Source organism: Maricaulis sp. ABE4_448 (assembly GCF_056160825.1).
Genome location: NZ_JBSWXX010000002.1, coordinates 434,297 through 447,372 on the forward strand (window position 1 = coordinate 434,297; position 13,076 = coordinate 447,372).

A 13,076-nucleotide genomic window follows, 5' to 3' on the forward strand; every position below is an offset into this window, starting at 1 on the left:
GAACGAGTTCTTCAAGTCGGAGGGGCATATGGCTCCGGGTATGTGGCAAATCCTGCTGGTCGTCCTGCTCGCCGTTCTGCTGTTTGGCGGGCGCGGCAAGATCGCTTCGGTGATGGGTGATTTCGCCAAGGGGATCACGAGCTTCCGCAAGGGCCTCAAGGACGACGACGACAGCGAGTCGACCTCGAACGATGCGTCCGCGATCGGCAGCGAAACCCGCGACGACGAAAAGACCGGGAGCTAGGCGATGAGCCCCGGCATCGGCATGCCGGAATTGATGGTGGTTCTGGTCCTGGCGCTTGTGGTCGTCGGGCCGCAACAGCTGCCTGTCATGATGCGCAAGGTTGGCCAGGTGATGGCCCAGATGCGCGCCATGGCGAAGGAGTTCCAGCACTCCTTTGAGGAAATCGGCCGCGAGACCGAACTCGCCGAGCTTCGCAAGGAAATCGAGGCGCTGAAAAAGTCCAACCCGGTCGAGCAGATCCGCGGTGAGATCGACAAGGTCGCCTATGAAGCGCGCTTCGGCGATGACGAGGTGCGCCAGCAGAAGATTGCCGCGGCGCAATCGGACAAGCCGGCCAGCCTGCCGGAACGGGGTGACGGTTAGCCGCCATGGGTCATGTCGAGGATGATGAAGTCGAGGCGAGCCGGGCGCCGCTGATCGACCACCTGATCGAACTGCGCTCGCGGCTGATCATCATCATCGCCTGCCTGACGGTCGGCTTCATCACCTGTTTCATCTTCTCCAGCCAGCTCTACCAGCTGCTGCTCATCCCCTATCGTGACGCTGCCGCGGCCGTGCGCGGCGTGCCGGTGGAGGAGCTGAACCTGACAGCGAATTTCTTCGCGCCGCTTGAATTCTTCTTCGTGCGCCTGAAGCTCTCGCTGGTCGGCGCGATCATCGTCATCTTCCCGGTCATCGCCTGGCAGGTTTACAGCTTCGTCGCGCCGGGCCTCTACAAGAACGAACGCGGCGCCTTCGCGCCTTTCCTTGCGCTGTCACCGCTTCTGTTCGGTATCGGCGTGGCTTTCGTCTACTATCTCGTCCTGCCCATGGTGATGCGGTTCTCGCTGGGGCAGGAACAGGTACCGGAACTGGCAGGGACACGGATCGAGCTCCTGCTGAACGTATCTGACTACATGAACCTGATCACCACGCTCATGCTGGTATTCGGGATATCCTTCCAGATGCCGGTCTTCCTGATGCTGCTGGCCAAGGCGGGTATCCTGCGCGCGCAGACCCTGCTGAAGGGGTGGCGTTTTGCGGTGGTCGGTATCGCCCTGTTCGCCGCCTTTGCGACGCCGCCCGATCCGATCAGCCAGATCATGCTCGGCGGTGCGCTCCTGCTGCTCTATTTCGTATCGATCGGGGCGATGCACCTGATGGAACCGAAAGAGCGCGGCGAGGACGAAGACGCCTCTGCCTCCTGATCCGGTTTACGCCGCGCCCGGGCGCGGCTATAGCCGCGTTTTCACCTGTTCCAGACAACGGTTCCAGCCATGCACGATATCAAGCTCGTTCGCGACAATCCCGAAGCTTTCGACCAGGGCCTCGCCCTGCGCGGCCTGGAACCTCAATCCTCCCAGCTGATCGCCCTCGACACGCAGCGCCGCGAGGCTCTGACCAAGCAGCAGGAAGCCGAGACGGAACGCAATGCGCTGTCCAAGCAGATCGGCAAGGCAAAGGCCTCGGGCGATGAGGACGCGTTCAATCGTTTGCGCGCGGAAGTCGACCGCCTGAAGACCGTGCTGGAAGAAGCCGGTCAGCAGGCGCGCCATTTCGACGAGACCTTGAACCAGCACCTCGCCGCGCTGCCGAACTTGCCGGAAGAGAGCGTACCGGCCGGCGAAGACGAGGCGGGCAATGTCGAACAGCGCCGCTGGGGCGATCCGCGCGAATTCGACTTCGAGCCGAAGGACCATGTCGATCTGGGTGAGGGGCTCGGCCAGATGGACTTCGAGGGCGCAGCCGCCCTGTCGGGCGCGCGCTTCGTGGCACTGAAAGGGCCTTTGGCGCGTCTCGAGCGTGCACTCGCACAATTCATGCTCGACCTGCATACGTCCGAGCATGGCTATCTGGAAGTCTCGCCGCCCTACATGGTGCGCGATGAGGCGATGTTCGGCACCGGGCAGTTGCCCAAATTCGCCGACGATCTCTTCCGCACGACCGACCATCGCTGGCTGATCCCGACGGCCGAAGTGCCGCTGACCAATCTGGCGCGTGAGGCGATCCATCCGGAAAGTGCGCTGCCAATGCGCATGACGGCGCACACGCCGTGCTTTAGGGCCGAGGCCGGTTCGGCCGGCCGGGATACGCGCGGCATGATCCGCATGCACCAGTTCCACAAGGTGGAGATGGTGGCCATCACGACACCCGACGAAAGCGCGGGCGAGCTGGACCGCATGACGGGCTGTGCGGAAAAAGTGTTGCAGCTGCTGGGGTTGCCCTACCGCGTGATGCTGCTGTGTTCAGGCGATATGGGTTTCTCGGCCAAGCGCACCTACGACCTGGAAGTCTGGGTGCCGAGCCAGAAGAATTATCGCGAGATTTCGTCTTGTTCGAACTGCGGCGACTTCCAGGCCCGGCGCATGAATGCCCGCTTCCGCAAGGAGGGCGAAAAGCGTCCGCTCTTCCTGCACACGCTCAATGGCTCCGGCGTGGCGACGGGCCGTGCCCTGCTGGCGGTGATGGAGAACTACCAGAACGCTGACGGTTCGATCACCGTGCCGGACGTGCTGCGCCCCTACATGGGCGGGCTCGAAGTGCTGGGCGCCTAGCGTCCGGCACTATTGGCACGCAGCCAGGGCTCCAGCTTCCCGAAGCGGAACTCCCCGGTGTCGTAGAGGCCGAGGATGAATTCGATGACGTCCTGCTTGCCGGGAGCGAAGTTGGCTCCATTGATACGCAGGAAGGTAGTCGTGCAGGCGAAACTGGTGCGCTTGTTGCCGTCAACGAATGGGTGATTTTGTGCCAGACTTTCCCACAGCGCCGCTGCCTCGGCGATGGGGTCGGGATAGTAACCGGTCCTGGGACGAGCGAGGGCCGACTCTAGCTGGCCCCAATCCCGAACACCGTGTGATCCGCCGTAGGTTTCGATCTGATTGACATGGATCGCAAGAACCTCTTCGAGGGTCAGGTAGTCGAAGCTCATTCGGCCAGCTTCTTGTACACGTCGGCATATTCATCATGGGTTGCTTTGTAGGTGGCCATCACATGATCACGAACTTTCGGCGCCTTCTTGGCTTTGAGTAGCCCGGCGATCGCTTCGTCGATCAGCACCCGCAACTCTCGGCCTTCTGCTTCGGCCAGCGTTTTCAGTTCGGCCAGAAGACTGGCGTCCAAATCTGCGGAAAAGTGCTCCCGGGGCTGGCCCATGATCGACTCCTGAATATCTCTGCTTTTGATATCACGAAATATGCGTTCGTGAAACGTTCCGTCTGGCGGGGATGTGATCGCGGAACTGATGCATTGATTGCCGCCTTGCCGGGAACCCCCTAGAAGCGACCGGAGGAAAGCCGAAGGACGCCCAGCCCATGATCCCTGACAATCCGCGTATTCTGCTCACCAATGATGATGGCATCCGGGCCCACGGGCTCAAAGTGCTGGAGAAGATCGCGCGGGATCTGTCGGACGATGTTTGGATTGTGGCGCCGGCCGAGGAACAGTCCGGGGCCGGGCGTTCGCTGACCCTGCATTCGCCGCTGCGCGTGCGCCAGTACGATGAGCGGCGTTTCTCCGTTTCCGGTACGCCGACCGACTGCGTGTTGATGGGCGTTCAGGACATCATCCCGGGCAAGAAGCCGGACCTCGTGCTGTCCGGCGTCAATCGCGGCCAGAATATCGCCGAGGACGTGACTTTCTCCGGAACGGTTGCCGGTGCGATGCAGGGCATGCAGCTGGGTATTCCGTCGGTTGCGCTGTCGCAGGCCTATGGCTTCAAGAAGGGCGATCCGATCGAATGGGAGACGGCCGAGCTTTACGGCGCGCCGATCCTGCGCCGCCTGTTCGACCTGAAATGGCCCGAGGACGTACTGATCAATATCAATTTCCCAGACCGCAAGCCGGAGGATGTGACCGAGGTCGAGGTGACCCGCCAGGGCCGTCGCGACCAGCACATACTGCACGCCGAGCATCGTACCGACCCGCGCGGAATGGATTACTACTGGCTCGCCTTCAAGGGCATCCTGTCCAATCCGCCTGAAGGGGTGGACCTGAAGGCGGTTTACGACGGCAAGATTTCCGTCACCCCCCTTCACATGGACCTCACGCACGGCGAAACTCTGGGCAATCTGAAGCGGATGCTCGGCGGCGTTCCGCCGAAGAGCTGAGCCGCCAGCGCGTAACCGCACGGCATCGAAGGGACGATCCGATGAACCTGCCCGACCCGCGCATGATCCAGCTGGTCATGAGCCTGCGTGGCGGTGGTGTGACCGACGCGAAGGTAATGGGCGCGCTCGAGCGCACGCCGCGTCATCTCTTCGTGCCCGACCGCTTCGGCGACCAGGCCTATGACGACCGGGCGCTGCCGATCGATTGCGGGCAGACCATCTCCCAGCCGTTGATCGTCGCCCTGATGACCCAGGCCCTGAAGCTGGACGATCGCTGCAAGGTGCTGGAAATCGGAACGGGGTCAGGCTATCAGGCCGCCGTGCTCGCCCGGCTGGCGCGCCGGGTCTATACGGTCGAGCGCTATCGCACGCTGTCGCGCGAGGCCGAGGCCCGGTTCGAGACACTGCGGCTGACCAATATCGTTACGCGGATCGGCGACGGCACGGCCGGCTGGCCGGAACAGGCGCCGTTCGATCGCATCATCCTGACCGCATCCGCACCGCAGCGTCCGGACGCGATCCTCCAACAGCTCAAGGATGGCGGTATCGCCGTGGCGCCGGTTGATCGTGACATCAAGCAGGTGCTGGTGCGCTATGTGCGCGAGGGCGACGATATCGTCGAGACCGACATCATGGATGTGCGTTTCGTGCCGCTGGTGAAGGGCGAGGCGAGGGCGCTCTGACCTCAGGGCCGGGCGACCACAGTGATGCCCGTTTTTTTGCCCCATTTTCCGGCAAGTCTGGACGCTCGCGATGGGGCGTCCATAATAGTTGCCGTCAGGGGTTGAACCGAAGCTTTGGATAACTGCCGGTTAAGCGTTGTCGTGGATTGTTGGCGACGGTTCGCTTCAGAAGCTGGATTCTCGCCATGCGTCTTTCGACATTGATTTGCCTGATTGCGGCCCTGTGTGCGGGGCTCGCCGCCTGCGCGACGACGCCGCGCGAACCGGCACGGGTCGAGAACCGCTATCCGACCAGCGCCGACACGCGTCCGACGCCGCCGGCACGGGTGACGCCGCGAGACTGTGGCAGCGCCTATACCGTGCAACGCGGTGACACCTTGTCCGAGATCGCCGTTGTGTGCAGCGTGCCGATGGAGGAGCTGGCGGCAGCCAACAGTCTGTACCGGCCCTACACGCTGAATGTCGGGCAGGTCCTGTCGATGCCGCGGCCGCAGATGCATGTCGTGCAGCGCGGCGAGAACCTCTACCGGATCGGCCTGCGCTACGGCATTCCGTTCCAGCAGCTGGCCGCCCACAACGGTATTTCCGCGCCTTACAATCTGGAAGTCGGTCAGCAGATCCGGCTGCCGCAGGGGGCGACGGTGGTCAATCTGGCCAGCCGCGACCCGTCCGCCAGTTCCCGTTCGACCGCGTCTTCACCGCCGCCCGAGCAACGCCGTCCGCCGGCGGCCTCTGGTGCGCCGCGTTTTGATTGGCCGGTACGCGGGGCGGTCCTCTCCAGCTTCGGCAACAAGCCCGATGGTGGCCGCAATGACGGTATCAACATCACGGCACGAGCCGGTGAAAGCGTCCGTGCTTCGGCGGCGGGTCAGGTCGTTTATGCCGGCAGTGAACTGGCCGGCTATGGCCAGCTCGTTCTGGTGCGCCACACCGACGGTTTCGTGACAGCCTATGCCCACAATTCGCGGCTGTTGGTCAGCGAGGGCGACCAGGTCAGCCAGGGGCAGGTGATCGCCGAAGCCGGCTCGACCGGCTCGGTCGACAGGCCGCAGGTGCATTTCGAGATCCGCAATGGCGTCAATCCCGTGGACCCGATGAACTACCTGCAGTGAGTGCCGGTCTGAAAGGTTACAGTCAGGCCTTGTTGCAACACAGCCCTGCACCGATATAGTCCCGCGCTAATCTTTTCCTGGCGCGGGTGGTCCAGCCGGTCCCCGTCGCCGAGCAATCCGGGGTCTTCGCGTTATCATGGAATCCTTTCTCGCCTCTCCGATTCCCATGCTCATCCTCATGGGCCTGGTGTTCTATTTCCTTCTCATCCGCCCGCAGCAAAAGCGTGCCAAGGAGCATCGGGAAATGGTGGAAGGTCTCAAGCGTGGTGACGAAGTCATCACCCAGGGCGGCCTGATCGGCAAGATCTCCAAGGTCGCCGACGAGGAAGTCACGATCGAGCTGTCCGAGGGCGTGAAAGTGCGCGTGGTTCGCCAGACTATCGCCACGGTGCGCGGACGTCCCGAGCCCAAGCCGGCCAACGACGCCAAGTCCGACTGACCTTCAGACCGTCTAGCTGAAAAGGCCGTGCTGCCATGCTGCATTTCGGGCGCTGGAAACTCCTCACCATTTTTCTCGTGGTTCTTGCCGGGGCGCTGTACACCCTGCCGAACCTGGTGCCTGAAACGGTGCGCTACCAGATCAACGAGGCGGACGGCAGTCGCGAACCGCGCGGGATCTGGCGCTATATCCCCAGCAGCACCATCAATCTCGGTCTCGACCTTCAGGGCGGTTCCTACATCGTCTTTGAAGTTGACATGAACGAGGTGCGCACGGCCCAGCTGGAAAGCCTGGCTGCCGATGTGCGCCAGACGCTGCGCAACGATCCGCCGCTCCTGCCGCGTTCCGTCGCGGTGGTGGGCGAGGAGGTCGTCGTGCTGATGATCCGCGAGGAACAGCGCGACGAGGCATTCGAACGCCTGCGCGAACTGAACGGCCCGGTGACCACCGAGCTGGGCCAGCCCGGCCTGGCGCAGATGTACGACATGCGCCGTGATGGCGAGGATCCCAGCGCGATCCGCATTTCCGTGACGGACGAACAGTTCACCGCGATCCGCCAGCGCACACTGAGCCAGTCGATCACCGTTATCCGCCGCCGTCTCGACGGTCTGGGCACGACCGATCCGACGATTGCGCGTTCCGGCGCCGATCGCGTCATGGTTCAGGTGCCCGGCGCCGACGATCCGCAGGAAATCATCGATCTGGTCGGTACGCAGGCTGCGCTGAGCTTCCACCTCGTTGATAACACCATCAATCCGGGACCGAATGGTCAGGCCCGTACGCCGCCGGGACGGACGATCTATCCGGTCGCCAATACCCAGCCGGTGCAGTATCTCGCAGTAGAGACACGGCAGCTGCTGACTGGTGAGAACCTCACCCAGTCGAACGTCACCAACCATCCCAGCTATGTCGGCCCGGTGGTCGGCTTCCGTCTGGACACGCAAGGCGCGCTGATCTTTGGCGACATCACCCGCAATAATCGCGGGCGCCAGTTCGCGATCGTGCTGGACAATGAGATCATCACGGCGCCGCGCATCAACGAGCCGATCCTTGGCGGTTCCGGGGTCATTGGCGGTGGCTATACCTATGAGACGGCGTCGCAGCTGGTTATCCTGCTGAATGCCGGCGCCTTGCCCGCCACGCTCACGCCTGTGGAACAGCGGACCGTCAGCGCCAGCCTGGGCCAAGACCAGATCGAGAGTGGCACGTTGGCCATCATCATCGGCTTTGCAGCCGTGATCGTCTTCATGCTGGCCGCCTATGGCATTTTCGGCATCTTTTCGACGCTGGCCCTGCTGGTCAATGTGGTGCTCATCCTCGGCGGCCTGTCCGGGCTGGGCATGACACTCACCCTTCCGGGTATCGCCGGTATCATCCTGACGATCGGTATGGCGGTCGACGCCAACGTGCTTATCTTCGAACGCATACGCGAGGAGAGCCGGCACGGGCGGACACCGGCCAATGCCATCCAGGCCGGTTATGAGCGGGCCCTGGCCGCGATCCTCGACGCCAACATCACCACCTTCATCGCGGCGGCCGTGCTGTTCATGCTCGGTGCGGGACCGGTGCGCGGCTTCGCCGTGACGCTGGGCGTCGGCATCGTGACTTCGGTCTTCACCGCCTTCGTGTTCTCCCGCCTGCTGGCGGTTCTCTGGCTTCGGGCGTTCAAGCCCAAGTCGCTGCCGCTGTAAGGGAGGCTGAGATGTCGCTTGCTCTCGTCAAATACCTGCCGGTCACCGGCAATGTTCCCTTCATCCGCATGCGCTTCATCGCGCTTGGCCTGTCGGCGCTCGTATTGCTGTTCTCGCTGTTCGAGTTCGCCAATGTCGGCATCAATTTCGGTATCGATTTCCGCGGCGGTATCCAGACCGAAGTGGAAACAGCACCGGAAACCTCGATCGAGGATGTGCGGACTATTGTGTCGGCGCTTGAGCTCGGTGAACCGCGTATCCAGGAGGCCGGCAATTCGCTGGAGTCGCGCCACACGATCCTGATCGCCTTGCCGCTGCAGCCGGGCGAGGGTGCAGAAGCAGAGCGCGCCAACCAGGCCGCGCGCGAGACGCTGGAAGCCGCTATTGCCGAGAACTTCCCGGATGCGCAGCTGCGCGGAACGACCGTCATCGGCGGTGCCGTATCGGGCGAGCTGGTGGTGACCGGTTTTACCGCGATCGGCGTCGCGCTCTTCCTGATGCTGATCTACATCTGGTTCCGGTTCGAGTGGCAGTATTCGGTCGGCGCCATCGTTGCCCTGGTCCACGACGTCATCGCGACGGTCGGCATGTTCTCGGTCACTCAGATGACCTTCGACCTGGCTACGGTTGCGGCGATCCTGACCATTGTCGGCTACTCGATGAACGACACCGTGGTCGTGTATGACCGGATCCGCGAGAATCTTCGCAAGTACAAGAAGATGCCGCTTCCGGAAGTGCTCAACCTGTCGATCAACGACACGCTGTCGCGTACCATCCTGACCTCGGCCACCACGCTGGTGGCGCTGATCTCGCTCTACCTGATCGGCGGGGCGTCGCTGGAAGGCTTCGCCTTCGCGATGATCTGGGGCATCGTGATCGGCACCTATTCCTCGATCTTCGTGGCTGCGCCGCTTCTGCTGTTCACCCAGGTGCAACGCGACAGCGGCGAGAGCTCCGGCCAGTAAAGCGTCCCCTCTTTCGCATCATCCGGACACAAACAGGGCCCGCCAATGGCGGGCCCTGTGACATGTCAGGGGGGACATGTGAGCGAGACGGACAGGGGAACAGGGAGGGGCGTCCGTCTCGCCTGTTCAACGCCGCTGTCCGGAAACTCCGTCGCCCGGTCCTGCAATTTGTCAGTCGAAGGCGAAGCTCGCATAGGCCATCGGGCGGAAGACGGCGCTGGTGCGCGGCTCTGCGCGGTGCGGCCCCGGCTGGATCTGCGTCATGATCACAGCGCTGACATCGGTGGCCGGGCTGATGAAAAAGTCGGTATCGAACATTCCGCTCCAGCTGAAATCTCCGGGGACACCGGCCGGACTGGCGCCGTCGGCCGGCGGCAGGACCACATCGACACCGAAGCCATAGCTGCGCCCCTGCCAGCCCTCGCCCAGCTGTTCAGCCGTGACCTGCGGGCTCGCCATGAGGGCGAGCGTTTCCGGCTCCAGGATCCGCACATCGCCCAGGGCTCCGTCATTGGCGAGCATCATCGCAAAGCGGATATAGTCGCTGGCCGTCGAGACCAGGCCACCGCCACCGGATGCCCAGTCCGGCATGAAGCCTTCGGCATGCTCGACCAGGCCGCCGTCCCCGGCATGGACGTAGAGCGGCGACATGTCGGCTTCGTCAAAATTGACATCATCGAAGAAGAAACCGGTCGCGTGCATGCCCAGCGGCTCGAAAATCTCGGTCTCCATGAAGTCTTCGAACGGCATGCCCGAGGCGACCTCGACGACGCGGCCCAGCACGTCATTGGCGTAGGAATACTGCCAGGTATCGCCGGGATCATTGTAGAGCGGCAGGGCAGCCAGCTGCTCCATGCGCGCTTCCAGATTGCCTTCGCCGGAATAGAGCGAGTTCTCGATGTAGAGCCGGCCCAGATCGCTCTGGTTCTCGAAGATATAGCCCAGGCCCGACGTGTGGGTGAGAAGGTGGCGGACCGTCATGACGGTCTCGGGAGGCCGTGTCTGTATCTCGCTGGCTTCGTCTGCCATCAGGCTGACGGCGACCTCGACATCGGCGAAAGCCGGAATGTAATCGCTGACCGGATCATCCAGCCCGATCGTGCCGTCTTCGACGAGCATCATCGTCGCCACCGCCGTTACCGGCTTGCTCATCGAGGCGATGCGGACCGGGCTGTCGATCGTGAAGGGGGCGCCAGTCTCGATATTGATGAAGCCGGCTTCGCTGATATGTGCAATCCGGTCGCCGCGCGCGATGATCGCGGCATAGCCCGGCCGGGCCTGTTCTGCGGCGAGGGCATCAAGCCGCGCATCCAGCGCTTCGAAGGCGGCAGGATCGAAGCCGAGCGCCCGCGGATCGGATACCGCTTCGGCAGTTTGAGCATGGGCGGTGAAGCCGCAAGCGGCAAGGGCCAGCGCGGCGGTAGCGGTGCGGAACGCCATTAAAAACTCCCCCTCGGGATGATGATTATCGACCGAGGGGGAGGTTAGGGCGGGGCCGCCAGGTTGGCGACCCCGAATTCGCCTGGAAATTACAGATCAGGCAGCGGCGAGGTTCTCGGCCGCGAACTCCCAGTTCACCAGGTGATCGAGGAAGGTGGAGATGTAGTCCGGACGGCGGTTCTGGAAGTCCAGATAGTAGGCGTGTTCCCAGACATCCATCGTCAGCAGCGGCGTGACACCGGCTTCGGTGAGCGGCGTTTCCGCATTCAGCGTCTTGCGCACATCCAGCTTGCCGTCAGCCAGGACCAGCCAGGCCCAGCCGGAGCCGAACTGCGTTGCGCCTGCCTTGGCAAAGGCGTCCTTGAAGGCGTCGAACGAGCCGAAATCACGATCGATCATCTCGGCCAGCTTGCCCGTCGGGGCGCCACCGCCATTGGGGCGCATGGACTGCCAGTAGAAGGTATGGTTCCAGATCTGGGCGGCATTGTTGAAAATGCCGGCCTTGTCGGCCTTGCCGGCCGTGTCCTGGATGATGTCCTCGAGCGACTTGGATGCCATGTCGGTCCCCTCGACGAGGCCGTTCAGATTGTTCACATAGGCGTTGTGGTGTTTGCCATGGTGGAAATCCAGCGTCTCAGACGAGATATGGGGGGCCAGCGCATCTTTTGCGTAGGGCAGATCGGGCAGGGTGAAAGCCATGAGAACCTCTCGTTGGACCAGTGGTGGGACACTATGTGGCCTTTTCGGCCGTCTTTCTATGACCGGACATATGGTGTGGCCGGCGGCTCTGTCTACCGGTAAGTCGCATGCAGGACACTGATTTCGACAAAATGCTGCAATCCTCGGACCCGGACCGGCGCCTTGCCGCGCTGTTCGCGCCGGCAGAGGTGCGCGCACGCCTTTTCGCTCTTTATGCCTTCAATCAGGAGATCGGACGGATCGCCGAATCCACGTCGGAAGGCATGATCGGCGAGATGAAGCTGACATGGTGGCATGACGCGGTCGCCGATCTGTATGCCGATACGCCGAAGGTGCGCCGCCACGCCGTCACCGAGGGGCTGGCCGGGCTGACCGGCATGATTTCCCTTGAGGATCTGCAGGGGCTGATAGACGCCCGTTTCGACGATATCTCCGCGCGGCCCTATGCGTCGGTGGATGCGATTCTGGATTATGTCGACGCGACTGCCGGCCGGCTGATGGCCCTCGCGCTGCGTCTGTGCGAGGCGGAGCTCGCGCCCGAAACGCTGCGGGCTGCCGGGCGCGCCTGGGGGCTGACCGGCCTGCTGCGGGCCTTTCCGGTTCGTGCGAAGATCGGACGCGCACCGGTCGGCGGCGACGATCTGTCGGACGCAGGCGCGACCCCGGCCATGCTGGCGCAGGGCCTGGGCGAGGAGAAGGTGAAGCGCGCCGTGATACCGGTGCGCCGCGCCGCCGAGCAGGCTCTGGCCGATCTCGAGGCCGCCGGCCCCTTACCCGCTGCTGCGCTGCCGGCCACCGGCTATGCGGTTCTGGCGCGCGGCTATCTGGATACCCTGCCGGACAACCCCTACCTGATCGCGCCGGAACGGCCGCTTTTGCCGCGTCAATTGCGCCTGACCTGGCTGTCCCTGACGGGACGGTGACATTTCCGGCTGCAGCACTAGAGTTGAAGCGGCGCACGGGATGGCTCATCACGGAGCGCTGAATCGAGAAGAACGGAGAAGACGACATGTTTCACGCCCTCATCACCGGTGCCAATCGCGGTCTCGGCCTCGAGCACGCCCGGCAATTGCTGGAGCGGGGCTGGCATGTCACGGCAGCGGTGCGCGATCCGGACGCGGCCAGCGAGCTGAAAGCCCTGCCGCAGGGTGAGGGCAAGCTGGACGTGGTCGCCTATGACGCAACGGATTTCGAATCGCCGAAACGACTGGCCGCCGAAATCGATAGCCCGGTCGATCTCCTGTTTGCCAATGCCGGCATGATGTCGCCGGAAACCCGCAGCTTCGGCAGTGCGGGCGGTGAGGCGATGGCGCTGGAATTCCGGGTCAACACGATCGCGCCGCTGGCCCTGGTCGAGGCGTTCGCCGACAAGGTGGCCGCTTCGGAGATGAAGGTTGTCGCGCTGCAATCCTCGCGCATGGGCTCGATTGCCGACAATGGGTCCGGCGGGGGTTATGGCTATCGTGGGTCCAAGGCGGCACTGAACGCCATCGGCAAGTCGTTGAGCCATGATCTGGCGGACCGTGGCATCGTTGTCCTGATCCTGCACCCGGGCTGGGTGCGCACGGATATGGGGGGCCCGAATGGCCAGCTGACGGTGCAGGAAAGCGTGGAAGGCCAGCTGGACCTGATCGCCCGCGCCTATGGCAATCCGGCCATGTCCGGTCGTTTCTTCCACGTCTCCGGCCAGGACCTGCCCTGGTAGTCCAGACAGGCAG

Annotated in this window: 16 protein-coding genes; 12 read left to right on the plus strand and 4 right to left on the minus strand. The window is 63.3% G+C overall.

Translation table 11 applies throughout. From position 1 onward, the window contains the following. The first annotated feature begins 28 nt into the window (after positions 1-28). From ACXAJV_RS08545 to serS, 4 genes are all read left to right on the plus strand, one after another. Positions 29-244 carry a twin-arginine translocase TatA/TatE family subunit gene (locus tag ACXAJV_RS08545; protein WP_475084212.1) on the plus strand — a complete coding sequence of 72 codons (216 nt, stop codon included), beginning with the start codon at positions 29-31 and terminating at the stop codon, positions 242-244. 3 nt (positions 245-247) lie between these two features. After that, the gene (gene tatB / locus ACXAJV_RS08550) at positions 248-607 is read left to right on the plus strand and encodes a Sec-independent protein translocase protein TatB (protein WP_475084215.1); all 360 of its coding nucleotides are present in this window, start codon (positions 248-250) and stop codon (positions 605-607) included. A gap of 5 nt (positions 608-612) precedes the next feature. Further along, complete coding sequence (tatC, locus tag ACXAJV_RS08555; protein ID WP_475084217.1) at positions 613-1,431, plus strand: twin-arginine translocase subunit TatC; 819 nt, start codon at positions 613-615, stop codon at positions 1,429-1,431. Between the two features lie 69 nt (positions 1,432-1,500). Continuing rightward, entirely contained in the window at positions 1,501-2,778 is a 1,278-nt protein-coding gene (gene serS / locus ACXAJV_RS08560) for a serine--tRNA ligase (RefSeq protein WP_475084220.1), read from the plus strand. On the opposite strand, the gene ACXAJV_RS08565 is transcribed toward serS, so the two are convergent. Beyond that, a complete protein-coding gene (locus ACXAJV_RS08565) occupies positions 2,775-3,152 on the minus strand; it encodes a type II toxin-antitoxin system death-on-curing family toxin (protein ID WP_475084222.1) in 378 nt (125 codons plus the stop codon). The two genes, serS and ACXAJV_RS08565, sit on opposite strands and share 4 nt — an antisense overlap. Continuing rightward, entirely contained in the window at positions 3,149-3,376 is a 228-nt protein-coding gene (locus ACXAJV_RS08570) for a hypothetical protein (RefSeq protein WP_475084224.1), read from the minus strand. The genes ACXAJV_RS08565 and ACXAJV_RS08570 overlap by 4 nt, the downstream gene beginning before the upstream one ends. Positions 3,377-3,534: 158 nt before the next feature. On the opposite strand from ACXAJV_RS08570, the gene surE reads away from it, so the two are divergent. From surE to secF, 6 genes are all read left to right on the plus strand, one after another. Further along, positions 3,535-4,329: a 5'/3'-nucleotidase SurE gene (gene surE, locus ACXAJV_RS08575; protein ID WP_271185197.1), complete on the plus strand. Its 795-nt coding sequence runs from the start codon at positions 3,535-3,537 to the stop codon at positions 4,327-4,329. A gap of 41 nt (positions 4,330-4,370) precedes the next feature. Continuing rightward, positions 4,371-5,012: a protein-L-isoaspartate(D-aspartate) O-methyltransferase gene (locus tag ACXAJV_RS08580; protein ID WP_475084227.1), complete on the plus strand. Its 642-nt coding sequence runs from the start codon at positions 4,371-4,373 to the stop codon at positions 5,010-5,012. 185 nt (positions 5,013-5,197) lie between these two features. Continuing rightward, a complete protein-coding gene (locus tag ACXAJV_RS08585; RefSeq protein WP_475084229.1) occupies positions 5,198-6,124 on the plus strand; it encodes a peptidoglycan DD-metalloendopeptidase family protein in 927 nt (308 codons plus the stop codon). A gap of 136 nt (positions 6,125-6,260) precedes the next feature. After that, complete coding sequence (gene yajC, locus ACXAJV_RS08590) at positions 6,261-6,563, plus strand: preprotein translocase subunit YajC (RefSeq protein WP_475084231.1); 303 nt, start codon at positions 6,261-6,263, stop codon at positions 6,561-6,563. A 35-nt stretch (positions 6,564-6,598) separates the two neighbouring features. Further along, positions 6,599-8,254: a protein translocase subunit SecD gene (gene secD, locus ACXAJV_RS08595; protein ID WP_475084233.1), complete on the plus strand. Its 1,656-nt coding sequence runs from the start codon at positions 6,599-6,601 to the stop codon at positions 8,252-8,254. An 11-nt stretch (positions 8,255-8,265) separates the two neighbouring features. Then, positions 8,266-9,219: a protein translocase subunit SecF gene (gene secF / locus ACXAJV_RS08600; RefSeq protein ID WP_475084235.1), complete on the plus strand. Its 954-nt coding sequence runs from the start codon at positions 8,266-8,268 to the stop codon at positions 9,217-9,219. A 171-nt stretch (positions 9,220-9,390) separates the two neighbouring features. Here the strand turns inward: secF and ACXAJV_RS08605 are convergent, their stop codons facing one another. Beyond that, positions 9,391-10,659, minus strand: coding sequence for a serine hydrolase domain-containing protein (locus ACXAJV_RS08605; RefSeq protein WP_475084237.1), 1,269 nt, complete (start codon positions 10,657-10,659; stop codon positions 9,391-9,393). A gap of 96 nt (positions 10,660-10,755) precedes the next feature. After that, entirely contained in the window at positions 10,756-11,358 is a 603-nt protein-coding gene (locus ACXAJV_RS08610) for a superoxide dismutase (protein WP_348506954.1), read from the minus strand. 107 nt (positions 11,359-11,465) lie between these two features. Between ACXAJV_RS08610 and ACXAJV_RS08615 the strand changes: the two genes are divergently transcribed. Then, positions 11,466-12,281, plus strand: coding sequence for a squalene/phytoene synthase family protein (locus tag ACXAJV_RS08615; RefSeq protein ID WP_475084239.1), 816 nt, complete (start codon positions 11,466-11,468; stop codon positions 12,279-12,281). An 86-nt stretch (positions 12,282-12,367) separates the two neighbouring features. Next, positions 12,368-13,063: an SDR family oxidoreductase gene (locus ACXAJV_RS08620; RefSeq protein ID WP_475084242.1), complete on the plus strand. Its 696-nt coding sequence runs from the start codon at positions 12,368-12,370 to the stop codon at positions 13,061-13,063. The last annotated feature ends 13 nt before the right edge of the window (positions 13,064-13,076 follow it).

Bases quoted from the DNA above. Each gene is read 5' to 3' on its own strand.
- ACXAJV_RS08605 (WP_475084237.1), bottom strand. From the start codon at position 10,659: ATGGCGTTCCGCACCGCTACCGCCGCGCTGGCCCTTGCCGCTTGCGGC.
- secF (WP_475084235.1), top strand. From the start codon at position 8,266: ATGTCGCTTGCTCTCGTCAAATACCTGCCGGTCACCGGCAATGTTCCC.
- ACXAJV_RS08610 (WP_348506954.1), bottom strand. From the start codon at position 11,358: ATGGCTTTCACCCTGCCCGATCTGCCCTACGCAAAAGATGCGCTGGCC.
- tatC (WP_475084217.1), top strand. From the start codon at position 613: ATGGGTCATGTCGAGGATGATGAAGTCGAGGCGAGCCGGGCGCCGCTG.
- secD (WP_475084233.1), top strand. From the start codon at position 6,599: ATGCTGCATTTCGGGCGCTGGAAACTCCTCACCATTTTTCTCGTGGTT.
- ACXAJV_RS08615 (WP_475084239.1), top strand. From the start codon at position 11,466: ATGCAGGACACTGATTTCGACAAAATGCTGCAATCCTCGGACCCGGAC.
- tatB (WP_475084215.1), top strand. From the start codon at position 248: ATGAGCCCCGGCATCGGCATGCCGGAATTGATGGTGGTTCTGGTCCTG.
- ACXAJV_RS08565 (WP_475084222.1), bottom strand. From the start codon at position 3,152: ATGAGCTTCGACTACCTGACCCTCGAAGAGGTTCTTGCGATCCATGTC.
- ACXAJV_RS08580 (WP_475084227.1), top strand. From the start codon at position 4,371: ATGAACCTGCCCGACCCGCGCATGATCCAGCTGGTCATGAGCCTGCGT.
- serS (WP_475084220.1), top strand. From the start codon at position 1,501: ATGCACGATATCAAGCTCGTTCGCGACAATCCCGAAGCTTTCGACCAG.
- ACXAJV_RS08545 (WP_475084212.1), top strand. From the start codon at position 29: ATGGCTCCGGGTATGTGGCAAATCCTGCTGGTCGTCCTGCTCGCCGTT.
- yajC (WP_475084231.1), top strand. From the start codon at position 6,261: ATGGAATCCTTTCTCGCCTCTCCGATTCCCATGCTCATCCTCATGGGC.
- ACXAJV_RS08570 (WP_475084224.1), bottom strand. From the start codon at position 3,376: ATGGGCCAGCCCCGGGAGCACTTTTCCGCAGATTTGGACGCCAGTCTT.
- ACXAJV_RS08585 (WP_475084229.1), top strand. From the start codon at position 5,198: ATGCGTCTTTCGACATTGATTTGCCTGATTGCGGCCCTGTGTGCGGGG.
- ACXAJV_RS08620 (WP_475084242.1), top strand. From the start codon at position 12,368: ATGTTTCACGCCCTCATCACCGGTGCCAATCGCGGTCTCGGCCTCGAG.
- surE (WP_271185197.1), top strand. From the start codon at position 3,535: ATGATCCCTGACAATCCGCGTATTCTGCTCACCAATGATGATGGCATC.